Consider the following 22,822-nt stretch of genomic DNA (forward strand, 5'->3'; position numbering starts at 1 on the left):
TCTTTTCGGAATTTGGGATTTTGTATCAAGCAATTGTTTTACCTTTTTATAATTTTAATAATCTTCACAAGATTACCACTAGTTACCTTAACAAAGTAATTTCCTGATGGTAAATTCGAAAATTCCACTACTCCATCTTTCGCATTTATCGATTTAACATATACTTCCTGGCCCAATACATTATTTACACTTATAGTATTAATCGTATGGCTATATTTAAGATACAGTACATCCGAAGTTGGGTTTGGATAAAAGCTAAGCTTTGTATCATTAAAAGAATTCGTACCCAATGCAACTGAAACCGTTACCGGATATGGAGCGCTGCTACAGCCTTGACTAGTTGTATAGACTGCGTAATAAGTAGCACCGTTCACCAAAGCTGTAGCGCCATTCAGCGGATTAGTATGCGATATTGCATCCGATTCAGATGCATACCAGATAACCGTTGACGGACTGATAACAATATCAGAGATTGTTGCATCACTCGAAACATCGCCGGTTATAATCTGAGACGATTGACCAACTGGAGATATCGAATTGTTTATAGTTAAATTTAATATCGCCGTGTTGGCACATCCGGAAACGTTAGTCGTAACGTTGGTATATGTTCCACTCGTTGTGTAAGTCGTTCCGTTTGCAGCCCATGTATAACTGTCACAAGCCGTTTCGGTAACGCTTGATGTCGTACTGTTATTGATTGTAAGGTTCAGCGTTGCGGTGTTCGGGCATCCCGAAGCGTTAGTCGTAACATGGGTGTATGTTCCACTCGTTGTGTAAGTCGTTCCGTTTGCAGCCCACGTATAACTGTCACAAGCCGTTTCGGTAACGCTTGATGTCGTACTGTTATTGATTGTAAGGTTCAACGTTGCGGTGTTCGGGCATCCGGAAGCGTTAGTCGTAACATGGGTGTAGGTTCCGCTCGTTGTGTAAGTCGTTCCGTTTGCAGCCCATGTATAACTGTCACAAGCCGTTTCGGTAACGCTTGATGTCGTACTGTTGTTGATTGTAAGGTTCAACGTTGCGGTGTTCGGGCATCCCGAAGCGTTAGTTGTAACATGGGTGTATGTTCCGCTCGTTGTATATGTCGTTCCGTTTGCAGCCCAGGTATAGCTGTCACAAGCCGTTTCGGTAACACTTGATGTCGTACTGTTGTTGACTGTAAGGTTCAGCGTTGCGGTGTTGGTACATCCGGAAGCGTTAGTCGTAACATGGGTGTATGTTCCGCTCGTTGTGTAGGTCGTTCCGTTTGCAGCCCAGGTATAGCTGTCACAAGCCGTTTCGGTAACACTTGACGTGGTACTGTTGTTGATCATAAGGTTAAGCGTTGCGGTGTTCGTGCATCCGGAAGCGTTGGTTGTAACATGGGTATATGTTCCACTCGTTGTGTAGGTCGTTCCGTTTGCAGCCCATGTATAACTGTCACAAGCCGTTTCAGTAACACTTGATGTGGTACTGTTGTTGATCGTAAGGTTAAGCGTTGCTGTGTTCGTGCATCCGGAAGCGTTAGTCGTAACATGGGTGTATGTCCCGCTCGTTGTGTAAGTCGTCCCGTTTTCAGCCCATGTATAACTGTTGCAAGCTGTTTCGGTAACGCTTGATGTCGTACTGTTGCTGATAGTTAGGTTCAGCGTTGCAGTGTTCGGACATCCAAAAGCATTAGTTGTAACATGGGTGTATGTTCCGCTCGTTGTGTAAGTCGTTCCGTTTTCAGCCCACGTATAGCTGTCACAAGCTATTTTGGTAATGCTTGACGACGAGCTTTGGTTGATTGTCAAATGCAATTCATTACTGGTAACCGAATCGATATAGATTCCGCTTGTAGTATAAGTTATTCCAGTAGCTGCCCATGTATAGCTGTCACAGGCCGTTTCAGTTACGATCGTACTTCCCGGACAGGCAATCAATGTCGGCACCAGCAGTCGCGCCGTAAGCCCGTCACCCAATTGCGAGTAATTGTTATAGCCCCAAGTCCAGAATGAACCATCATTTTTTATAGCTGCACCAAATAGTGAGCTTGTACCTACTGAAATGGTATGCCAGTCATTTTGAGTACCAATTTGAGTAGGAACCAAAACATTCGCAGTGCTTGCCCCTTGGCCCAGTTGGTTGAATGTACCCTCTCCCCATGACCACATCGTACCGTCAGTTTTCTTGCCAATACTGAAGAAAAAACCTGCCTTAGCACTTTCCCAGTTAGTGTCAGTTCCAACTTGCGTAGGTGTATAGTTTCCAGCAGCAGTAGTACCGATGCCTAATTGGCCACGCCCGTTCGTTCCCCATGCCCAAAGTGTCCCATCCGTTTTTACGGCTAAGGCATGGTTTACACCACGGCTTACACTCTTCCAGTTGGTGGCTGTTCCAAGCTGAACAGGTGAAGTTTTGTCGGCGTCCGTTCCATCACCAACCAGAAAGCCTTCGCCCCAACCCCAAAGCGTACCATCAGTTTTTACAGCGATTGTGATATTGTTTCCTGCAGAAACACTCTTCCAACCCGTTCCAATAAGTCTGGGAGTGGACCTGTTGCTACGGCTACCGTCACCTAACTGCCCATGATCATTGAGCCCCCAGGCATACATGGTTCCATCATTTGTAATTGCCACCGTATGATCATATCCTGCAGCTACGCTAGACCAGATATTACTTGAAGATACTTGAGTTGGGGTGGTTCTGTTAGTAGTATTACCAAGCCCTAACTGCCCGCTGGAATTAAAACCCCATGTCCAGAGCGTCCCATCTGCTTTTATGGCGACTGTATGGAATTGCCCGCCTTCTATACTTTGCCAGTTTGTGGCAGTACCAACCTGAGTTTTTGCCGGAGTATTGACAGTATTGCCAATTCCCAATTGGCCGTAGTTATTTCTACCCCAAGCCCAAAGCGTTCCATCTGCTTTGATCACAAAAGTGCAGGATGATCCTGCGCCGGCCTTTTGAACACATTGCGCTGACAACTGTAGGCTTAGTGACATTAATAAAATTGTAATTATTCTTCTCATATTTGTTATTGCGGGTTAATTAATTTATGATTGACATTACTATTTGAAAATCAACAATAGGTTGTTTGATTAGTATTTTGTGAATTAAAATTTTCGACGGCAAACATATAAAGCATTTTGTAGGTTGCAAAGAAACTGACAGAAAATTATATGTAAGGTTACTATTTGACATTTTTATTAAAAATCTTTTAAACAGCTGGTACAAAGTATTGGCGTAATGTCAATATTGGTTAGATTCTGAATCGAAATCATAAATTCAATGGTATGTTCAAGGAAGTATTCCAACATTTTAATGTGCTTTAGTAATATTCACCTACTTCGATTAATGATTAGATTCGTTATTTTATTCTTTGAACATTAAAAATATTAATGACGAAATGCAAATCACGAAATCATACAAATACGCTACAATGATAGTTCAAAAGCAAGAAAAAATCTGAGCTAATGAACAAGTGCGATCTATTAGCGGATTACTGTAACCTATCACGGGATATTCGTTCTTTCGGGATATGTTTAAAAATAAGAAGTTCCAGATGTTGCTATTACAATAACCGAGTTATTTAGGGTGGTCTAGCAGCGATAATAAATGCGACAGTTTTCAAAAACTCAAGGCAATCGCCGAGAGTACAAATATTGTCAAGCTCCCGCATTTAAAGATTTCGGGCTATCACAGACACAAAACATTTTTTTATTTTACACATTGTTCTGTTACATTTCACAAACAGCCTCGTCTTAATGCAAAAGAGTTTAAAAAAATCATACTAGTAAAATCAATCATCAAAAAACAGAAACAGCCCATGAAACTTTTAACTACCTTATTTTTGGCAGTATTTCTTGCATTCAGCTCATTTGCACAAACCAATTCACCAACATGGAACACATTCCTTTCGGACTTACAAAAAGCACAAGTCGAATATACCGCACATTATTCCGAAAAGAAATACCAGCAGGCAGCCACAGTATTAAGTACCGTTGCTACCACATTGGATAATTTAAAATTAACCGAAAAAGAAAAGCAAGAATTTCAGCCTACCATCAAAGATGTATATGCAAACGTTTACTATAATTTAGCTTGTTTACAATCATTGCTAAATGAAAAAAAACAAGCAATTACTAGTTTTGAAAAAGCAATAACATGGGGTTATAAAGATTATCAGAATGCCCTAAATGATACCGATTTAACTAACATTCGAAAAGAGAAAAAATTTATAACAGCATTTGGTCAATTAAAGCAATACGACAAATTATTCCTGTTACAGCAATCTGGCAATTACGTATCAGAAAATAAGGGTTCTTCTTTACCTGCATTTAACTATCAGGCTGCAAACGACCATAACTTAACAGAAGTGAAACGATATTTCAACCTGGACTCCATAGCCGGAAAAGGTGATGAAGTTTCAAGGATAATTAATATTATGTTGTTTGTTACTAAAAGCATTAAGTATGACGGAACCAATTGGGCTTTGTGTGAATTTGATGCCATTGATTTTTACAACTACCATAAGGCAACTGGTAAAGGCATCAATTGCCGACACAAGGCTATGACATTAAATGAAATGTATTTGGCAATGGGTTTTAAGTCACGTTATGTAACCTGCATGCCAAAAGATGATACGGATACTGATTGCCATGTTATCAACAGTGTATATTCTGAGACGCTAAAAAAATGGCTTTGGATGGATCCTTCGCATGGTGCTTATGTTATGGACGAAAACAATACTCTATTGAGTATTGAAGAAGTTAGGGAACGATTAAGAAATAACCAGTCCTTGAAGTTAAATACTGAAACAAAAGTAACCAAAATCTGGTATTTGGATAATTATATGGCCAAGAACTTATATTGGATTCAATGCACCAACAAAAGCCAGTTCAATACAGAAAGCAGATACAGACAGGCAGATTCCGATTTACAATATATTTCGCTAATTCCAACTGGTTTTGATAAAGAGAGCAACAAGTATTTGAAAAATAATGCTATCACTCACGATCCTGCTTATTTTTGGCAATTGCCTGAAGCAAAAAAATTGCAATAGAAAGTTTGTGATAAGATAGGCTTAGTTTCAAATCTCTTATCACTAAAAAAGGGAAGGATAAAAATCCTTCCCTTTTTTAGTATGTAAAACTTATTTTTATAATGGCTTTATTACGATTATTGCCTTATCCATTTCTTTGCTTCTTCAATTACCTCGTCTTCTTTGGTGTTTGAATTGTCTTCAACGGTTATATCCGGAAAAATTTTCTCTCTATAGACTTTTCCTGTTCGGTCAGCCGCATGGCTTGTTGCCAAATACAAATGTGAACCGTTTGATAAAGGAAACGTACCATTTGATGTGGTATATCCTGCTGATGGTTGCCCAAATGTTTTTACGTTAGGAAGTCCAAGGAATGAAATAGCCGTCATTTCTCCGCTACTTGCTGTCAACGAATCTATAAGTACGGCAATTTTTAGCTGCCTGTCTTTTATTTTATAATCGTTGATTTTTGATTTCTGAGAAAGCATTGATCCGTTTTCGCTTAACCATGGCATTTTATAGTTTGACGCAGGATAAACAAAGTAACCTACTTCACCATCTTCTATAAGTGCATTCAAACCTGCAAGCATGGGCCACATATTGCCTCCGGAATTATGACGCAAGTCAACTATCCATCCGGTAATATCGTTTGTGCTATCTATATTTTTAATTTCTTCCCGTATCGTATTGGCAAATGCCAGGTCTTTTTCAGCATCAAATGTCACACAGCGTGGTACTTTTATCAATCCGATATGATTTCCCAAATACATTCCTTTAGGTTGCTCATGATTGGTAATTTGCTTTTTGGCTGTCATCGTCTTCTTTGAAACAAAAAAAGAATGATGATCTCCTGCCTGTCTTAGTTTTTCAGTAAAAAACTTAAACAATATACTCTGACTGACAGAATCATTTTCGCTTAATGCAACTGTCTCATATTCGTCATTAATTTTCTTCCAATCCAAAGAGTCTGTATACAAAGCATTTTCTTTTATAATCTGAAAAATTTCCTCTTTCAATTTAAGGCTTTCTTTGCTTGGCTTTGCTGAATTTTGCCCATACATAGCAAACGAGCTAAAGAATAAGATGAGAAAAAAATGTCTAATCATAATTGTATCGATAAAATCTCTGTTTGTTGTCTTAACAAAAATAACAATAAAGCACTATCCAGTGTTTTAATAAAATAAAAAACCGCAGTTGGCAACTGCGGTTTTAAACAAACTTTTACTATTACTATTATTATTTTTTGATGCTATTGATAAATGTCTGGAGAAGGGCATCAGTCTCTTCCAGAGTATTTCCGTTATTTTTCACAGAGCTTGAAATGATAAGAGTCAGCTTTGGATTAGTTGGATGTTCCAGAATATAAATAACAAAGTTGCCTTTTGGAGTCCAATCGGTCGCATTAATATGCTCACGCTCATCCGTATTGGTTTTGAATGCATAACCTTTCATACCATTGATAGTAACTGTTTCAAACATATTCATCAGGTTGCTATTCTTGACTGCTTTGTTGACACGATATGAAAGCTTAGAAAGCCTGTTTTTCGAATCCAGCAAATTGTTGATATGGTCCCAAGGCAATGTATATTTCCCAATATCATAATCCTTAAATGGTCTTTTATCATTCATCTGGTTATAATTAGCATAGTATGTTCCTGCATGGATAAAATCGTCTGCCACTTCTTTAGCATTCAGACCTGGATATTTATCACTATTAAGAGCAAAAGCCGTATACCATATCTTGCCCTTTTCACTAAGCTGATACCCAATCTCAGTTCCTTCTCTGCCTAACATCCCGTTTTGCTTGGTATCCATATCACCCGCTATATTGGTCTTATCGATTGCAAGTTCAAGGAATGGCATAGTAACATTTTTTGCATCCCAAATTGGCACATTGAATGTCATAGGTTCTAACAAATTTACACGTTGCCCGTATTGTCTGTAGCCTGTTTCTTCAGCAACATACAATCCGACTTTTACCTGTATCGTTTTCTGGGTTTCTTGCCCAACAGCTGATGACAATGTCCAATCAAGCGTATTACCATCACCCAAAAAACCGTCTTCACCAAATACTTTAAATTTTTTTGTTGGTGTGTTACTTTTAAAAAAATCATCAATGGCAACATACCCATCTTTTTGGAGATAAAAAGTCTGGATATTTTTTTTATTTGCATCAAGAAGCTGAACGTACAGTACGCTCACTCCAGAAATAATGGTGACTTTTTTCGGGTTCTTAAAACCAACCTGCAACGATGCTAGATCATTTTTAGAGACGCTGGCTCCTTCTTTGATTGCCTTCCCGTTGATAAAGGCCGAAAGTTGTGCATGACTTGTAGCACTCATGGCCAAAAGCATGACTAATAGGATTTTTTTCATTTTTAGATGTATTTTATTGATCTTAAAAGTTTAAATCATCTCAAAAAACCACAACCTTTCGGTTGTGGCTCACCAATGAATTAAGTAAGATGTTGTTGTTTTATTTTTTAGGAACAAATTTCATCGTCGTGTTATTTATCAATAACGACAAGCTTTCCGGACTAATTTCCCAAATGGTCCATTGAAATGGATCCAATGCACCTTCTGGCATTACGTTTAAGGTTTTGTCCTCATCAGTAAGTGACCATTTGCCAGTGTAATTTTTGACCGTATTGGTATGATCCATCATTTCAACAGTCACCTTTCCGTCAGCACTAAGGTTTAATTCGCTTTTCCCTTTCATGTCAGCCAACACTTTTTCAAGTTGTGCTTTGTATGCTTCTTTGTCCTTGGCTGCATTAAGGCCCACATTGTAATCAATATCATTTAATACCCAAACTTTTGTCAGGGTTTCTTTTACTGATACCGGAGCTTTTACTTCAGTTGCTTCGGTTGCAGTACTGTCAGTAGTAGCTGCATTGTTATCTTTAGTTTCTTTTGACCCACAGGATACCGCTAGTGCAATAACCAGCCCAAACATTACATTTTTAAGTTTCATAGGTTTACTATATTAAACAGTTATTGATTTTTTTAACGGCCATTACGCAAGCTTTCTACATTCTTTTTCTTTGCAATCCAGAAAGCAAATAGCGCTAAAACAATAAGAGGGATTCCTGTAATAAGTGCCAATGTTCTGTTTGAAAACCCTGAATATTTTCCTCCTTCTATGTCAGGCGAAATAAAATAAGTGGCTAGTAAAAGCAGAATAGACATTACAAGTAACGTCTTTGACGATTTCAAATTCGGACGGAAAAGAAATACTCCAAATACTATTGATAAAACCATAGAAGCCCCAAACAATACCTGAACAATTGTAAAAGTAGATTCAGACGGAAGTTTTTTAATACCTGATTCTGCTTCAGCAATTTGATTTTCCATTTCTAATTTCGATTCGCCCGTCATGTTCTTGACTTCTTCTTTCATTAAGGTAAGGCTTTGCTGTGCCTGAGCAATCAATTCCTGACTTTCGCGAAGTTCATCCTTATCTCGCTGAGATCTCCAGATTGACGCAGAACTTGCGAGTAACACAAACAAAATGATAAAGATTCCAAAAATGCGTACTGTTGTTTTCATTTAAATTGATTTAGGTTGTAATTAAGTTAAGTTTGTGCAGCAACTGGAAATCAGACCATTCCAGAACTGCATTGCAATACTAAATCAAAAAGAAATGAAAATTTTAACCAATGAACCTGCGTAGCCTTTTGCAGGATTATCGTTAGTAATGAAAGAAGAAATGTTTTTTAGCAGTAAAGAATCCTATAGGTTTTCAAGTAACAAAAGGAATTCTTCTTTTTTGCGCACTGATAAAGGCACCGTAAGCTTGTTTTGCATTACGAGCGTATTACCTCCATCTGATTTTATAAAATGGTCAAAATAGGCCATATTGACGAGATGCGACTTGTGAGTTCTGAAAAAATTATAAGGCACCAACATTGTTTCGTACTCTTTGAGATTGGTAGAAACAATAAGCTTTGGTGCATTGATAAAATTAAAGGTTGTATAATTTTTATCGGCTTCACAGCTTACGATATCCTGAATATTGACCGAATAGATTTTATCCGCCGTTTTGAGTATCAGTTTTTGGAGATTCTTTGGGCGTTCGATATTAGCAAACAGGTTATTAAGTTTTGTATCGAAGATTTCATTGCCGAATGATTCCTGGGCTTTTTTTACAGCATCTACCAATTCCATTGAGTCAAGCGGCTTCAATAGGTAGTCAATAGCCGAAAAGCGAAATGCCCGGATTGCAAAATCCTCATAGCCCGTGATGAAAATGACCTTAAATTGAATTGGTTTTAGTTTCTGGAGCAAATCAAAGCCAGTTCCGTCAGGCATCTCGACATCAAGAAAAACAAGATCAGGTGAAGTGAGCTTTATTAATTTCACCCCCGACTCCACTGATTCTGCCTGCCCGATTATTGAAATGTTCGGACAATTTGATTTTATAATCGCGATATTTTCTTTTCTAATACGCTCAATATCATCAATGACAACGGCTCGTAGCATATAATTCTAGTTTTCGTAAATATAAGCAATTTTAAATGTTACTTATAAACCTAATCAACTAAAAAATATCAGCTGCCAGAAAATTCTATTCAAAACGGTTAACCTCAGCTATTCAACGTTAATACCCAAAAAAGCTACGTTGCTTAATTTAATAGCATATTGACTTTTCTTTCCTCTATATTTGAGTCATTCTGAAGATTTTTCAGGAAAGTAAACAACAACTAGCCGAAAATAAAAAAGTATATTTATAATTATAACACTATTTTTAAGAAATGAAGAAAACAGCACTCCTTATCATTGCTTTAGTAAGCTTTACAATTACCAAGGCACAAACTATCGAATCCGGTAGCCGTAGCACTATTGGCTACATTAAAAGTGACGGAACTATTGAAAACAGCAGCCGTTCAACGGTGGGTTATATTAAAAGCGATGGCACCATTGAAAACAGCAGTCGAAGCACCATTGGCTATATTAAAAGTGATGGAACCATCGAAAACAAAAGCCGATCTACAGTTGGTTATGTAAAGAGCGATGGAACCGTAGAAAACAGCAGCCGCTCCACTCTAGGCTATATCAAAGATGATGGAACGGTTGAGAATTCCAGCCGCAGTACTATTGGTCATGCCAAAGGAATCAAAAAAGAATGGGTAGCGGTTGTATATTTCTTTTTTAAGTTATAACCGTTTACAAAAGCTCCTACTTTTTTAGAGAAAATTATTTTGGAGCCACTTAATTTTTGAATATTACAAAACGAAATAAACTATTAAAACATACTATAAATGGGATTTTTTAAAAAGAAAGAAAAACAGGAAGAAACTGCTAAAAGCAACTTATTACTTGCAATGCCAATGTTTAACAATGATGAAAGGTTTGATGTCGATAAGATAATAGCGTACCTCAAATCGGACTGGGGCATTGACGTGACGGATATCGATAAATCTGCAGAGTCAGCAAGTTTTTCTATTCAGGGCGAAACAGTAGTATTAGCAACAATAGCTGCACAAATTCCAATGGGCGACATTCAAGGAACTGCACAATATGCTTATAATTGGCCAACTGCAGTAAAAGATCTTGAAAATCACAATGTACATGCCCTTGTAACTATATTATCAAACAACAATACCGCTAAAGAGCGCTTTGCGGTTTTGACAAAAGTACTAACGGCTATTCTTGCAACGAGCAATTGTATTGGAGTATACCAAGGCACTCAATCCTTACTTATCCCAAAAGCACAATATCTTGATAGTGCAGAAGCATTAAAATCGGACCGAATCCCTCTCGATCTGTGGATTTACATCGGTATTCGAAGAGGAGAACAGACGAATAGTGCCTATTCATACGGATTGACCGCTTTTGACAAACTGGAAATGGAGTTTGTAAACGCACCTATGAGTTTGAGAGAATTGCACACCTTTTTAAGTCAAATTTGTGGTTATGTCATTAACAGTAATGTTACCTTTAAAAGTGGTGAGACATTAGGTTATACAGCAGAGCAGAAAATCAAAATAACACAGTCAAAAGGGAAATTTGTAGAAGGAGAATCGTTTAAACTGGAATTATAAAATTCGTAATTTAAATTGAACTCCTAATTAAAAAAAGCAAACAATGCCTTACTATATCCTAGAACATGACATTGATCCCGGAGATAAATATGTAAGCTGGGAAGCCGATGGCAATTTAGAACGGGCAATGGAAGGCAAACCTTTTCCAAAAACCTACTATCAGGGTGAATTCGACACTGATTTTATTTCAGGACATTACGGTATTTCTGCCAAAGCCAAAGATTTTTTCTTGTCGTTAAACATTCCGCACTTGGAATTTATACCGGTAACAGTGTACCACACCAAATGGGAAGAATCGATGGAAATCTACTTGATGAAAATCAATAAAGAAATCGATTGTGTCGATTATGAACAATCGGACTTGTTTATGCTGAGTGATAAAAAAATACGCCGTGTACGGAAATTAGTGGTCAAAAAAGACAGCATCAATGAAGACATTTTTACCATTCACAACCTGTTACATAGCGTAACCGTAAGCGAAGTGCTGAAAAATAAAATAACTGAATATGGTTTGAAAGGATTCCGGTTTGTCCCGACAGATAAATATCCTATGTATTAAAAATAAAAATGGAACAGTTAAAAGAACTCAAAGAACTGAATACAATGTTGCAGGCAACATTAAAAGCAAAAAGTCCTAAAATTACTGAAGAGCTTATACAAATACTCAACGGAACAGCCATTACGATGTTGCCTACTTACGAAAAAAGCGATATTGCTTCCTTTAATTTCGAATACCGTCACGAATGGTTTTCAATAGTGTTTTTCGGTTCCAATGCCAGAGGCCTAACCATTACGGAACCTATCAGTCTTTTGTTTAATGAACTGAATGAATACCATTCAAAATCAGAAGATGTAATGGATGAAATGGACGAGTTGGAAGAAAATCTGGAAGACGACACAGATGAATGGGAAGACATGATGGACGAATACAACGAAGAAAAAAATGAAATTTATGAAGATTGGTTCGTAGGCTGTTGGGAAGAGGCCCGAAGCCAAACACAAAACACGATGCCTACTTATTTCTCAATTGAAGAACTGGATTGCGGTACCGAACTTGTTTCGTCTGACTACGTTGAAATCAACAAAAATCAATCGGTAATTCGTTATTATACACATTAATCAATAAAAATGGCTGATTTAAAAAGGGAGGAACTAAAGAAACTTTTGTCTTCCATCAATAAAGAATTAAGAATACACGGCGGAAATGAAAATACCATTAAAATTACAAAGCTGAAATCAGCGCAAATTGATTTTTTATTGGAATTACTAACTGTTCATTTAGACGATTACAAAACTTTTGCAAGGACAAAGCTTGAAGAATTCCATGCAGACGATATAAAATTGGTGAACTATAAAATGCCTGTCAGTATACATAAAATCACGTTGCCCGAAAATGAGGAAGAAAATTGTACCTGGGAATTAATTATTGGCAGACTAAAATTTGGTTCTACAGAAATTATATTGGATATGAAAAAATGGGAAATTATTGATGACACAGTGGTAGGTTAAATTCTGGTTGAAGAAAAATCATATAAACATTGAAACAAGAAATGAAAGAAGAACAAAACTTTACAAATGAGCAATATGTTGAATACCACAATTTAAAGCTAAAATCAATAGAATCCATTTTAGGGGTTTCGGCCGAAAATATCGGGCTTTCAATAATCCCATTCGGAACTATTGGCGACATGACTGTTGGAGCTGTTGATATGTATTATTTTCCAAATCATATATCCGGTACCGGATTTACAACGATGCAATTAATTAACCCTGACGGAAAAGGCCCAAAGAATAAAAAAGGCACGTATGAATTAATCGCTTTTACAAAACAGGCCTATAATAACCCAGAACAGGAACCACCAACAGAATTCAACCGAATTGAAAGACGCATTTGTGATACTTTTACGCAGATTGCTGGTGTAGCATCAAAAAAGGATTTTAATCCATTTGAGATATGTCAGTTAAAAGACGATAATGGCGGAAACAAATACATCATTTTCGATATTTACAAAGAGTTTAAAATTGGAAAACAAAAACATCATTTGCTTCTATGTCATGAAATTTTTGAGGAAGAATTGGCTACAGTAGAGATGTTTGGGCATAAAGGTTTTGTAAATATGTTGAAAATGATAAATATTTACCCTTATAGTGATTTGGATAGAAATTGGGTGGGAGTTAGATAATTAAAAATTATGATTTATGATTTATGATTTATGATTTATTTAAAAAAAATCCTTTGGTACAATATGTTTGACCTTGAAAGTAGAGGAAAAGATACTCAACTTGCTAAAAAAGGAACTTCCATGGTACTGGCTGGAACTGCCTTGATATTCATTATTGATTACGCCTTATGGAATTTAGAATTTATATCCGACAGTCTTTCGGATGCTACATTTGAAACGATAACTATATTGGGTTCAAAATTCATAGGTAAAGTAGTAGGACTTTTATCCATTGGATTATTTTATCTGTTCACTTTTGGAATGATAAGCAGAAAAAGTTTTTTTGAACAAACATTACAAGAATACGAAGCCATGTCTTTGGCACAAAAAGAAGAAGTAGCACAAAAAGGGAAATACCTCATCGTAATACCCTTTGCTTTGGCTTTGTTGTTGTTATTTTATATTATGTTTTTTAGATTAGACTAACTATGGAACTCATTCTCACCATCGAAATAGAACCTAATGACTTTGCCAAAAACGAGTATGAATCTCCTAAAGGCAGTGCAACAGACTATCCTGATGAATGGAATGCGTATTGGTTGAAAAGCATTTCAGACAGCCATCTGAACAACTTAAAAACTATTAAAAATGGTTCTTTTTTAGTGGACATTGCTACTATCAATGAAACAGAGTTGGAAATCATCTTACAGCAACAGCTCGAAGATATAGAATGGGATTTTTTTGAAGAACAGATAGGCAAATTATCCGGAGGAATTGTTGTAAAGGAAAACGATAACTTCCGTATCGAACCCATGTGTTGTGGAGATATTGGAACTACAAAAGATTGGGAACAAATTTTTGAAACGGCTACCGACAACTGGATACAGCTCTGGATTGGACATCCCTGGATTTTCTACAAAAGAAACAATGGAATGATTGAATTTTCAGACTATACGGAATCCACACCCGAAGATCTTAAAAACATCAAAAGCTTTTTTTCAATATCCGAAACAGACTTGAAAAATCAGCTGTCAAACATCAGAAAACAGCAAGATGAATTTGAAATCAACATTCGAAAAGTACTTAACAAAATAAACATTCCTCATTCGGAACGTATCTCAAAATTGATAACTGGAAATGGATAAGACAGTATTGAATATAAACGATTTTTTCACTCAGCTGATTCAGTATGATTGGAAACGTTTTGATACGATTGAAGATGCATTCGAACAATTAAAACAATACAGAGAAATACTCAACAGCTTTGAGACATTAGTAGTAACAGAAGCCGCAAAAGAAAATTTTGATTTTGACACTCTGTACACATTTATTCAGTCTCAAAAGGCAATTGCCACATTACCTTTTATGGGAAGACTGCATAGCATTGTCAACCCTTATCGCATGAGAGGACAACTCATAGAAATAGCAAAAAAGATTGAATTTGACACTGAAAAAGTGAAACTTTCGGGTTTAATCTGCGAATGCGATCTTCGGTATAAATACGGGCAAAATCCCAATTTTCAGGATTTACTCAAAATAGATTCGGGTAGCGATGGTTATTACGAGTATACAGTTTATGAATGTATGAAATGTAATTTTAAATGGTGCGCCTCAATCGCAGATGAAATGTCAGGAAATACAAAATTTGATAAATGGGATAACCAGTTCATTTAAAAATAATGGAACAATACGATATACAATCCGAGTTATTGAAAAACCATTGGAATGTAATGGGCACTACATATCTCTCCGCAAAGAAAAAGAATGTGGATGATGGTAATAATGATGCAGTACTTGAATTCCTGCACGAAGAATGGGAAAGAATATATCCGGAATTTGTGCTAAATCCTGTGAAAAATGAAGTTATAGAACGGTTTTATTTTGCCCAGACCAAAGGATTTGAAAAAGAAAAACAGCTCAACGGGGAAGTGACAGCTTTTCGTGTTTACTACTATTTGTGCCAGTACTTTTCATTAAAAATAGAGCCGAATGTGATAACGGATTATAATCCGGAAAACTATCCTCAATATGACATTCATTTTAGCGACACGAACCGACTCTTATTTGATCTGTTCTCTGAATTGTGGGATGAAATTAATCGAGACAACGAATCCGATTTCTATTCTTTTGAAGAATTTGATCTGGAAGAATTTTATGAAACGGAAGTTGATTTATTACAATTGTTTTTAGCAGAATGCTGGAATGAGACAAAAGCAAAAACCCATTCAACAGCCATAGCCATTTTATCTGAAGCTACGGCAGTAGGAGACGATTATTTCCTTGACGAAAAAAGAATTTTATCGGATAGTGAAGCAGAAATTTTAAACAGACAATAATTAATCATTTAAAAAAGAACATGATTAAAAAATTGAACATTGACGTAAGCCAAACATCAGAAAAATTCCAACATTTGGCTAATGAAATAGTGGACTTTTTGATTAACAATCTACTACTAATTGACGCATTGGAACAGGAAATATATGATCGCTATCAGATTTTAGAAGAGAAAAGAGCTTCTCCCAATCAGACACATCCTGACGAAGAGGATTTATGGGATGAATATGCACAACGTTGTAAAGAAATAATTGCACCAATCAGCACAAAGCCCTACACCGATTCACGCTCATTTGGGAAACCAACTGCATATGAATATCTAAGCGATCCGAAGACAAAAATCAGTCTTATAATGAAATCGGAAAATCGTGCTGTTGTAGAAACCTATTTTGAGCATGCGATAGCCAAAAAAGAACAATTTGTACTGAAAAAAGACAATACTGGCTGGAAAATTGACACCAAAAAATACGGATACCCTGACGAGGACAAATGGTGGAAAGACGAAATATAAGTGAAAAACACTATCCAATTCCCTTAAAAAACAACTACAAAAAACCCCGATACTAGTACCGGGGCTACAAACAACAAGGTGAAAAAACTATTTCTGGTTTTTCTTTATGGTACTCATTTTTCTGGCTGGCGAATATATTTTTGATTTTAAAGAATTTTTGGCCATATGATAGCTGCCAATACATCGTTCCAGTTCATGTATCAATATCTTATAATAATCGTAAGTTCCCTGAAGCTCTGATGCTTTATTTCTGATTTCCTGATCTTGTTCTTCAGAAATAGTTATGGTTCCATATAAATTATGGTATTCTTTGTATCTGCCGTAAGCCTCTACCAATTGTTCATGGTCTTTGGCATCTATTTTTATCATGTGTACACTATTTGAACAGCCATTGGCTGCCTGGACAATTATTTTATTTTAGCAGTTGCCTGCAAGACAGATTAAAGATAATCTGCAATATCGATATCACCTTTGACAACCAAATTCCCGTTTTCTAATTTTTCCTGCAATACAATCATGTTGGCTCCAACAGTTTGAATTATCTGTACGCGTATTGGCCCGGAGTTAGCATAAGGTTCCGTTGTTCCCGGTTTATACAATTCTAAAAATACAGGAGCCGTATTACTAAAGAAACTATAGATTTTGAGTTCGGAAAAGTTTTCTTTTCCTATGTTTGGAAACTCTGCCAATACCGCCCCATTTTCTCTTTTTAGTACGCCTTTTACTGTTTGCAGTTCAGAACCTGAAAATTCTCCAAGGTTTGGAAAAAGGAATACAAAGCCTACTCTTCCGATATTTACTGTAGGCTTTACAGCATACGTTTTTAGAAAAATCCCGGGAAGGTTAAAAAAGTACAATTCCTTGTATTGGTCACTATTGTAGTACGTAATTTCATAGTTTGCCAGTTCGTTTCCGATTTCATTGTTATAAATACCCAGATAATTTTTTTCATCTTTGTCTATGACAAATTCCAAGGTAGTTTCTATGTTTCCTCTGTAACTTCCCTGTTGGTTTATCAAAACCGGTTCTCCGTTAAACCTCAGCTGTACGGCATCCGGACTGGAATATCCTTTAATCTTTACACGAGCCGGTTTTTGAGCCGCATCAATAGAATTGGTAAGTTCTGCTTCGCAAGCAGTCAAAATAAGCAGCCCTATTATAAATACTATCGCTTTTTTCATAATCAATCTGGGTTATATTTTATTTCCCGCAACTGTGTCTGGTTGCGGGATTTTTTGAGTAATTGATTATTTCTTGATAAACTTAAGTTTCTCAACCGTAGTACCGTCAGTTACCGTAATCAGGTAGGTACCAACAGATAAGGATGAAACATCAGTACGTGTATTGAAAGGCGCAGTCATAATTTCTTGCCCCATCATATTATATACTTTAACTGTTGTCTGTTCTGCTGAAAGTGACGGATTAAGTTCCAATACCAATTCTGACATTGCAGGGTTTTGCATAATTTTAGTAGCATTCAGACCTTTCTCAGTGTCTTTTGTACTTAATGGTGTTACATAAATACCCATTTCATCAATATTAATATTTTGTACGTTTTGACCGGAAGTCGGACCTGAAGTAATTCGGTTTGACCATAAACCTATATAAATCTTTTTTCCAGCAAATGCAGAAATATCCACAAGACTTTCCACAAATTGTGTCAAATCACTAGGAAACGGATGATTTACTCCTTCACCTGCAATTATCGTATACGGATAAGCTATCTGCTCTCCTGCTCCATCTAAAGCCATTGACTGAAAATCGGACAAATCAGGCACTTGTTTTTCTGGTGTACTGGTATATATATACAAAAATCTACCTAAGGTTAAATGTGTCGTCCTTTGCCTGCCTATATAAGCTGCAAGTGTAATCGTTCCTGAAACAGATGTCAAATCAATTTCCGGAGAAATCACCCAGTCATTTTCTGTAGCAAAACCGGTTGCATTTCCTGATGGTACATTACTGATAGAAAAACGCAATACTCCAGATGTGCCATAGGTAAGAGAAGTTCCATTGTGGTAAATATTTTGTCCTTGAACCCATTTGTTTCCGTTTGCATTCAGGTCATGGAATGTCCATCCTATCATATCGTCTGGAGAATCAAAAGAATTGACCCATACTGGAAGTTGTCCGTAAAAAACAGTGGTAACCAATAAGGTCGCTAATAGTAATAAATTTTTCATTTTTGTATTGTTAAGTGTTGTAGTTTCTCCGCTTCTGTTATCTTTTGCGATTCCTTGCCTGAGCCGAGTAAAGGCAGGAATCGGGTTTTATTTTTAAATTATAGTGCCGTGTTTTGGGTTTATTTCATAGGCAGGCCGTTTAAAAAGTTAGGTTAATGCTCATTCCGAAAGTCCTTCCGGTACGGGCACGGAAAATAATCTTGTCAATATCTTTGTCGTATTTACTGGTCGAGCCTGGTAAAAGCGCTAAGTTTTCTCTTTCTGTAGCATAATCACTCCCTACCCCGCGTACAACCGAATAGGAATTGTAATTGTTATAGTATTCCTTTACACGATCAAAAAGATTTTTGACATGGAATTTTACCTCAAGATTTTTGTTCTTTAAAAACTTATAGGCAATCTGCATATCTGCAACGGCATAAGGACGCTGTATTTCTTCCGCATTATAAGAATAACCTACTGTTATATACTGGTCACCTTTGGCATTGTATAAAAAGCTGGCTCCTAACCTATCACCTTCATAAACCAAACCCAGGTTATAGGCATAAGGCGTTTGTCCATACAATGGCCTGTCTACCTTATAGGTATCACCTGTCTCGTATCTGTTTTTGTAAGCAGTAACTTGTGTCTTGTTATAGGTAAAGTTCCCACTTATGAAAAGGCTGTTAAGGATGGCGTTATTATTGATAAAACCTAGATTCTTTCTTAGCTCCATTTCAAATCCTACCAGTTTTGCATTATTTGAATTTCCGTTATAGAGGTAGAGGTTTCCTTCGTTAGAAATATAACCTTCGCGTTCTATAGGTCGGTCAATATCTTTGTAATATATGCCCGCCGACAGTATTTCACCCAAGTTGGGGAACCATTCAAATTTAAAATCATAACTGTTGATTACTGAAGATGTCATTTCGGTATTATAGATCATCGCATTGGCTACCGGATCGATATACGGCAATCCTGTTCTTTCATTAAACTGAGGACGAATTACTGCTTTGCTATAAGCCAGCCTTAGATTCATACTACTTATAGGGCTGTAAGTAAAGTTAACCGAAGGCATAAACTGCCAAGTCTTATCGTGGATAGGCTCTTTTAGTAAATTCCTTGAGTCGGCAGGATCTAGCTGTTGAGAAATCAGCGTATATTTAAAGTACTCTGCTCTCATACCCCATACCAGCCTTAGTTTATTTGTCCAACGATTGTCAAACATAAAATAAGGTGCATGCTGTTTCACTTCGCCTTCATATTTTGAATCTTTATAGATTGGCATCGTTTGCCACCCAATACCGCCAGGTACATATTTTGAGCCATCAAACCAATCGCTAAGTGGGCCATAAATGGCTAAGGAGTTTCTGTCACTATTGGGTACATCCCTATTTTCGTCTACTCTTAGGAAAAACTTTTCTTGTTGGTTGGTATTATTTTTCAAGGTACCTGCATATCCTACTTTGATATCATTTTTAAAATCTCCAATATCCAGTTTCCATTTTAAAGACCCTCCATAATTGTAGTCGGTTTCTCTGTTTTCTATGTAGGCTCTTGTAAAATTATTCCCGGAGTTATATATCTGGTGGTATTCCATGATTTCCCTACCAATAAAACTATAATAGGTTATATTCTGTGTCATATCCTTGGTATCTGAGGCCACACTAGTTCTGGCTGCAAACCAATTAAATTCTAATCCTCCAATTTTGTGACTTCCTTCAAGTTTGTTCTGTATCAATGTCTGATATACCGGATAATTGACATTATCTGTATAAGGCTTATCTAAACCAGGAATGTTTCTATCGTCATTGTCCGGTACGATTCCATGATAGAAATAATTATAAGCACCCTCAGCCGCACTTGCCATTCCGCTACCTCCTGTATATTCATTCCATCCTGTAGTCCTCGTAAGCGTATTGTCATAAAGATGCGTATAAGAATTACGGAACGATAGACGGTTATTGCCCAACTGAAGTCCTGTATTAAACATCGCCGCTACTGTGGAAGTATAAGTGTAAGACGCTCCTTTGTTTCGAAAGTTGAAAAATTCTACAGGTGCTACACCTGCTTGCTTCCAATTGCTTACTAAGGCCGTATTGTCGAGCCAGTTTCCTCGTCCTGTATGTTCAATATCCAATTTTGTCTGCTCATTTCTTAAAGTAGCTGCTGCTGCAAAACCCCATTTGTTATTATTTTTCATTTTAAAGTTTCGTCCCATCGCTAACTGGAAACTGGAACTCGGATCTGCCTTTGAGTTATAGGTAGTGAAGTTATCGTTCTTAAAACGTTTGGATTGTTCAAAAAACACAGGATTGTTCCAAGAGGTAGAAATAAGACCTTTAGGAAAATCTCTTGTACCGTCGTCATAGCCAAAATAATCAGATTCACCTCTTTGCCGAGACTGGAAATCTTTAAAGGTAGATTCGGTATTATAGGAACTGCCCCAGCTAAAAGAGAAAAAATCCTTTTCCGGAATATCTTTTGTTCTTACTTCCACATAACCTCCAGCAAAACTGGCATTCATATCGGGAGTAACTGTCTTGCTTACTACTACACTTTCTACCATAGCCGTAGGAATGATATCAAATGAAAAGTTCTGGTTATACGCTTCTGTGCTTGGCAAATTGATACCGTCCATTGCGGCAGTATTCCAGCGTTCTCCCATAGAACGCACGACCACATATTTGTTGTCAATTGTCGTAATCCCGGTAATTCTTTTTAAAGTTGCCCCTACATCGCTGTCGGGTGTTTTGGCAATCTGTTCGGAAGAAATACCGTCGCTCATCTGTGGAGCTCTTTTTTGCTGCATGAGCAATCCCTGAGCTGAAGCATCGTTGTAGTCTAATGTGATTACTACTTCATCCAATCCTAATGCATCCGGTTTCAAGACAACATTCAGGTCTGTTACTTCACCGGCTTTTACTACGACTCCTGTAATTCGCTTGGTCTGATAAGAAATATAGCTTATTTCCAGATTGTTGATGCCTTCTTCTAATGACAATGAAAAATTTCCATTGCTATCAGCCTGCGCACCTGCCTTTGCTCCGGCAACTGCTACATTGGCTCCTGCCAAAGCAAGGCCAAATTCATCGACTATCTTTCCTTTTACGGCTCCAATTTTTTTTACAGAGGTCGGTTTTGGAACAACTGCATAGGAGTTGCCATTTTTCTTAAGTATAAAAGAAGTCCCTGAAAGAGAGGCTTCCAATGCCTTTTCCCAGGTTTGGTTTTTTGCAGAATAGGCCGGTACTTTTACTGTTCCGGTTTGCTTATGGTCAAAGGCAATGCTGATGTCGCCTAATTTTTCTATACGTATGATTCGTGATTCCAGAGTTTCTTCAGGAAAGGATACATCCTGCTGGGCATAGAGAGATTGCGTAAAAATTAAAAGCAATATTGTTTTAAATAGGAACCAATTTTTCATAATGTTCGTTAGTGCTGTTGTTGAAGTTGTTGTAATTATTTGTAAAGGGTTACTGTATTATTTTTAATGGTATAGCGTATGCCGTAGATGTCTGAAATAATATCCAGCGCATTGCTTAGGGAAGTTTCTTTTTCAAAAGAGGCACTAAAGCTCATGTCCTTCAACAGGTCTGGTTGTGCTATGATTTCAATATCAAAATGCTGTTCCATTCTAAGGATTAATTCATCCGCATCAGAATGGTTGAGCGTCAGGTTTCCTTGTCGCCATGTAGCAATTGTTGAAGTTTCTATTTCTGATAAGCTGACCGCATTTTTCTTTTTATCGATGACTACTTTCTGTGAAGGAACCAGCACGCAGATTTTTTGATTCTCTCTTAATACCTCAACTCTACCCGTCCTGACTGCTACGCTGCTTTTATGCAATTCTTTATATGCCGTTACGCTAAAGGAAGTTCCTTTTACCGCTACATCGGCATCTTGGGAATGGACGATAAAACGCTTCTGTGGATTTTTAGTTACTTCAAAAAATGCTTCTCCGTTTTCTAGCCAGATTTCTCTTTTGATGTCGTTAAATTCATTTTTTACAAAAGCCAGAGTAGTGTTTCCGTTTAGCGTAATAAAAGAACCGTCAGGTAGTGTAAACTTTTTTACTTCTCCTTTGCCTGTCTGATACACCATCTCTTTTGAGAACAAACACCCAAGACTCTGGAACGTGCCATAGGTATTGTATTGGTAGGCCGTAACAGAAGTCATCAACATCACGACGACAGCCGCTGCATAAGGCATTAGTTTTTGCAATCTGAAAACTTTTATCGGCCGACGAGCCGGATCGCCAAACCCGTATTGAGAGGATAATGACTCCCAGACCTTTTCAACGCCATTTTTTATCTGGCTTTCGGAAGCTTCAAATGGAGTGTTTTCTGATTTTTCAGGATTCCAGTTTTTAATACTCTGGATTTCTTTTTCAGATGCCTGTCCGTTATAATATCTGTGGAAATAATCATGCAGCCACAAAAACCAAATCAGCTTTTTTTTCTCTTGTTCTTCTTTATTCAGCTTCTTGTTCATATTATTTTGTTCTTATATAGATAATCGTAATCAGTGTTCCCGATTTCTTGGCGATACTCGTTATGAAAACATTACTAATATGTTAAGTGTTTTTTTATCAAATTGAGAGG

The 22,822-nt window shown here is 37.1% G+C and carries 23 protein-coding genes; 12 read left to right on the forward strand and 11 right to left on the reverse strand.

Going from position 1 to position 22,822, the window contains the following annotated elements:
• Positions 1–38: 38 nt before the first annotated feature.
• Positions 39–2,993: an RCC1 domain-containing protein gene (locus FJA49_RS08760; protein ID WP_140000589.1), complete on the reverse strand. Its 2,955-nt coding sequence runs from the start codon at positions 2,991–2,993 to the stop codon at positions 39–41.
• Between the two features lie 797 nt (positions 2,994–3,790).
• Here FJA49_RS08760 and FJA49_RS08765 point away from each other — a divergent pair.
• A complete protein-coding gene (locus FJA49_RS08765; RefSeq protein WP_140000590.1) occupies positions 3,791–5,026 on the forward strand; it encodes a transglutaminase-like domain-containing protein in 1,236 nt (411 codons plus the stop codon).
• Between the two features lie 116 nt (positions 5,027–5,142).
• On the opposite strand, the gene FJA49_RS08770 is transcribed toward FJA49_RS08765, so the two are convergent.
• The 5 genes from FJA49_RS08770 to FJA49_RS08790 all read right to left on the reverse strand — a co-directional run bounded on the left by FJA49_RS08770 (position 5,143) and on the right by FJA49_RS08790 (position 9,487).
• Positions 5,143–6,111, reverse strand: coding sequence for a S41 family peptidase (locus FJA49_RS08770; RefSeq protein ID WP_140000591.1), 969 nt, complete (start codon positions 6,109–6,111; stop codon positions 5,143–5,145).
• A 130-nt stretch (positions 6,112–6,241) separates the two neighbouring features.
• A complete protein-coding gene (locus FJA49_RS08775) occupies positions 6,242–7,381 on the reverse strand; it encodes a hypothetical protein (protein ID WP_140000592.1) in 1,140 nt (379 codons plus the stop codon).
• Positions 7,382–7,481: 100 nt separating this feature from the next.
• Entirely contained in the window at positions 7,482–7,979 is a 498-nt protein-coding gene (locus FJA49_RS08780) for a hypothetical protein (RefSeq protein WP_140000593.1), read from the reverse strand.
• Positions 7,980–8,011: 32 nt separating this feature from the next.
• Entirely contained in the window at positions 8,012–8,554 is a 543-nt protein-coding gene (locus FJA49_RS08785) for a hypothetical protein (RefSeq protein ID WP_140000594.1), read from the reverse strand.
• Between the two features lie 183 nt (positions 8,555–8,737).
• Positions 8,738–9,487, reverse strand: a complete 750-nt coding sequence (locus FJA49_RS08790) for a LytR/AlgR family response regulator transcription factor (protein ID WP_140000595.1) — start codon at positions 9,485–9,487, stop codon at positions 8,738–8,740.
• A gap of 272 nt (positions 9,488–9,759) precedes the next feature.
• Between FJA49_RS08790 and FJA49_RS08795 the strand changes: the two genes are divergently transcribed.
• The 11 genes from FJA49_RS08795 (at position 9,760) to FJA49_RS08845 (ending at position 16,056) form a co-directional block, all read left to right on the forward strand.
• Positions 9,760–10,167, forward strand: a complete 408-nt coding sequence (locus FJA49_RS08795; protein ID WP_140000596.1) for a 5-fold beta-flower protein — start codon at positions 9,760–9,762, stop codon at positions 10,165–10,167.
• Positions 10,168–10,266: 99 nt separating this feature from the next.
• Positions 10,267–11,049, forward strand: coding sequence for a DUF4261 domain-containing protein (locus tag FJA49_RS08800; protein ID WP_140000597.1), 783 nt, complete (start codon positions 10,267–10,269; stop codon positions 11,047–11,049).
• Between the two features lie 43 nt (positions 11,050–11,092).
• Complete coding sequence (locus FJA49_RS08805) at positions 11,093–11,608, forward strand: imm11 family protein (protein WP_140000598.1); 516 nt, start codon at positions 11,093–11,095, stop codon at positions 11,606–11,608.
• A gap of 8 nt (positions 11,609–11,616) precedes the next feature.
• Entirely contained in the window at positions 11,617–12,168 is a 552-nt protein-coding gene (locus FJA49_RS08810; RefSeq protein ID WP_140000599.1) for a hypothetical protein, read from the forward strand.
• A gap of 9 nt (positions 12,169–12,177) precedes the next feature.
• Positions 12,178–12,558, forward strand: a complete 381-nt coding sequence (locus FJA49_RS08815) for a hypothetical protein (RefSeq protein ID WP_140000600.1) — start codon at positions 12,178–12,180, stop codon at positions 12,556–12,558.
• A gap of 41 nt (positions 12,559–12,599) precedes the next feature.
• Positions 12,600–13,232 carry a hypothetical protein gene (locus tag FJA49_RS08820; RefSeq protein WP_140000601.1) on the forward strand — a complete coding sequence of 211 codons (633 nt, stop codon included), beginning with the start codon at positions 12,600–12,602 and terminating at the stop codon, positions 13,230–13,232.
• 30 nt (positions 13,233–13,262) lie between these two features.
• Positions 13,263–13,697 carry a hypothetical protein gene (locus FJA49_RS08825; RefSeq protein ID WP_140000602.1) on the forward strand — a complete coding sequence of 145 codons (435 nt, stop codon included), beginning with the start codon at positions 13,263–13,265 and terminating at the stop codon, positions 13,695–13,697.
• A gap of 2 nt (positions 13,698–13,699) precedes the next feature.
• Positions 13,700–14,356 (forward strand): hypothetical protein, encoded by a 657-nt coding sequence (locus FJA49_RS08830; protein ID WP_199758377.1) that lies wholly within the window; start codon positions 13,700–13,702, stop codon positions 14,354–14,356.
• Positions 14,349–14,885: a hypothetical protein gene (locus FJA49_RS08835; protein WP_140000603.1), complete on the forward strand. Its 537-nt coding sequence runs from the start codon at positions 14,349–14,351 to the stop codon at positions 14,883–14,885. Before FJA49_RS08830 ends, FJA49_RS08835 begins: the two co-directional genes overlap by 8 nt.
• 5 nt (positions 14,886–14,890) lie before the next feature.
• A complete protein-coding gene (locus FJA49_RS08840) occupies positions 14,891–15,547 on the forward strand; it encodes a hypothetical protein (RefSeq protein ID WP_140000604.1) in 657 nt (218 codons plus the stop codon).
• A gap of 20 nt (positions 15,548–15,567) precedes the next feature.
• A complete protein-coding gene (locus tag FJA49_RS08845) occupies positions 15,568–16,056 on the forward strand; it encodes a hypothetical protein (RefSeq protein ID WP_140000605.1) in 489 nt (162 codons plus the stop codon).
• A gap of 87 nt (positions 16,057–16,143) precedes the next feature.
• Here FJA49_RS08845 and FJA49_RS08850 read toward each other — a convergent pair whose 3' ends face one another.
• The 5 genes from FJA49_RS08850 to FJA49_RS08870 form a co-directional block, all read right to left on the reverse strand.
• Positions 16,144–16,425 carry a hypothetical protein gene (locus FJA49_RS08850; RefSeq protein ID WP_140000606.1) on the reverse strand — a complete coding sequence of 94 codons (282 nt, stop codon included), beginning with the start codon at positions 16,423–16,425 and terminating at the stop codon, positions 16,144–16,146.
• 71 nt (positions 16,426–16,496) lie between these two features.
• Positions 16,497–17,237 (reverse strand): hypothetical protein, encoded by a 741-nt coding sequence (locus FJA49_RS08855; RefSeq protein ID WP_140000607.1) that lies wholly within the window; start codon positions 17,235–17,237, stop codon positions 16,497–16,499.
• Positions 17,238–17,303: 66 nt separating this feature from the next.
• The gene (locus FJA49_RS08860; protein WP_140000608.1) at positions 17,304–18,239 is read right to left on the reverse strand and encodes a T9SS type A sorting domain-containing protein; all 936 of its coding nucleotides are present in this window, start codon (positions 18,237–18,239) and stop codon (positions 17,304–17,306) included.
• A 139-nt stretch (positions 18,240–18,378) separates the two neighbouring features.
• Complete coding sequence (locus FJA49_RS08865; protein ID WP_140000609.1) at positions 18,379–21,645, reverse strand: TonB-dependent receptor domain-containing protein; 3,267 nt, start codon at positions 21,643–21,645, stop codon at positions 18,379–18,381.
• A 35-nt stretch (positions 21,646–21,680) separates the two neighbouring features.
• A complete protein-coding gene (locus FJA49_RS08870) occupies positions 21,681–22,712 on the reverse strand; it encodes a FecR family protein (RefSeq protein ID WP_140000610.1) in 1,032 nt (343 codons plus the stop codon).
• Positions 22,713–22,822 lie beyond the last annotated feature (110 nt).

The organism is Flavobacterium microcysteis, from assembly GCF_006385255.1.
Lineage (GTDB): Bacteria > Bacteroidota > Bacteroidia > Flavobacteriales > Flavobacteriaceae > Flavobacterium > Flavobacterium microcysteis.

Coding starts and splice junctions, on each gene's coding strand:
- FJA49_RS08760 (WP_140000589.1), bottom strand. CDS start 2,993: ATGAGAAGAATAATTACAATTTTATTAATGTCACTAAGCCTACAGTTG.
- FJA49_RS08765 (WP_140000590.1), top strand. CDS start 3,791: ATGAAACTTTTAACTACCTTATTTTTGGCAGTATTTCTTGCATTCAGC.
- FJA49_RS08770 (WP_140000591.1), bottom strand. CDS start 6,111: ATGATTAGACATTTTTTTCTCATCTTATTCTTTAGCTCGTTTGCTATG.
- FJA49_RS08775 (WP_140000592.1), bottom strand. CDS start 7,381: ATGAAAAAAATCCTATTAGTCATGCTTTTGGCCATGAGTGCTACAAGT.
- FJA49_RS08780 (WP_140000593.1), bottom strand. CDS start 7,979: ATGAAACTTAAAAATGTAATGTTTGGGCTGGTTATTGCACTAGCGGTA.
- FJA49_RS08785 (WP_140000594.1), bottom strand. CDS start 8,554: ATGAAAACAACAGTACGCATTTTTGGAATCTTTATCATTTTGTTTGTG.
- FJA49_RS08790 (WP_140000595.1), bottom strand. CDS start 9,487: ATGCTACGAGCCGTTGTCATTGATGATATTGAGCGTATTAGAAAAGAA.
- FJA49_RS08795 (WP_140000596.1), top strand. CDS start 9,760: ATGAAGAAAACAGCACTCCTTATCATTGCTTTAGTAAGCTTTACAATT.
- FJA49_RS08800 (WP_140000597.1), top strand. CDS start 10,267: ATGGGATTTTTTAAAAAGAAAGAAAAACAGGAAGAAACTGCTAAAAGC.
- FJA49_RS08805 (WP_140000598.1), top strand. CDS start 11,093: ATGCCTTACTATATCCTAGAACATGACATTGATCCCGGAGATAAATAT.
- FJA49_RS08810 (WP_140000599.1), top strand. CDS start 11,617: ATGGAACAGTTAAAAGAACTCAAAGAACTGAATACAATGTTGCAGGCA.
- FJA49_RS08815 (WP_140000600.1), top strand. CDS start 12,178: ATGGCTGATTTAAAAAGGGAGGAACTAAAGAAACTTTTGTCTTCCATC.
- FJA49_RS08820 (WP_140000601.1), top strand. CDS start 12,600: ATGAAAGAAGAACAAAACTTTACAAATGAGCAATATGTTGAATACCAC.
- FJA49_RS08825 (WP_140000602.1), top strand. CDS start 13,263: ATGATTTATTTAAAAAAAATCCTTTGGTACAATATGTTTGACCTTGAA.
- FJA49_RS08830 (WP_199758377.1), top strand. CDS start 13,700: ATGGAACTCATTCTCACCATCGAAATAGAACCTAATGACTTTGCCAAA.
- FJA49_RS08835 (WP_140000603.1), top strand. CDS start 14,349: ATGGATAAGACAGTATTGAATATAAACGATTTTTTCACTCAGCTGATT.
- FJA49_RS08840 (WP_140000604.1), top strand. CDS start 14,891: ATGGAACAATACGATATACAATCCGAGTTATTGAAAAACCATTGGAAT.
- FJA49_RS08845 (WP_140000605.1), top strand. CDS start 15,568: ATGATTAAAAAATTGAACATTGACGTAAGCCAAACATCAGAAAAATTC.
- FJA49_RS08850 (WP_140000606.1), bottom strand. CDS start 16,425: ATGATAAAAATAGATGCCAAAGACCATGAACAATTGGTAGAGGCTTAC.
- FJA49_RS08855 (WP_140000607.1), bottom strand. CDS start 17,237: ATGAAAAAAGCGATAGTATTTATAATAGGGCTGCTTATTTTGACTGCT.
- FJA49_RS08860 (WP_140000608.1), bottom strand. CDS start 18,239: ATGAAAAATTTATTACTATTAGCGACCTTATTGGTTACCACTGTTTTT.
- FJA49_RS08865 (WP_140000609.1), bottom strand. CDS start 21,645: ATGAAAAATTGGTTCCTATTTAAAACAATATTGCTTTTAATTTTTACG.
- FJA49_RS08870 (WP_140000610.1), bottom strand. CDS start 22,712: ATGAACAAGAAGCTGAATAAAGAAGAACAAGAGAAAAAAAAGCTGATT.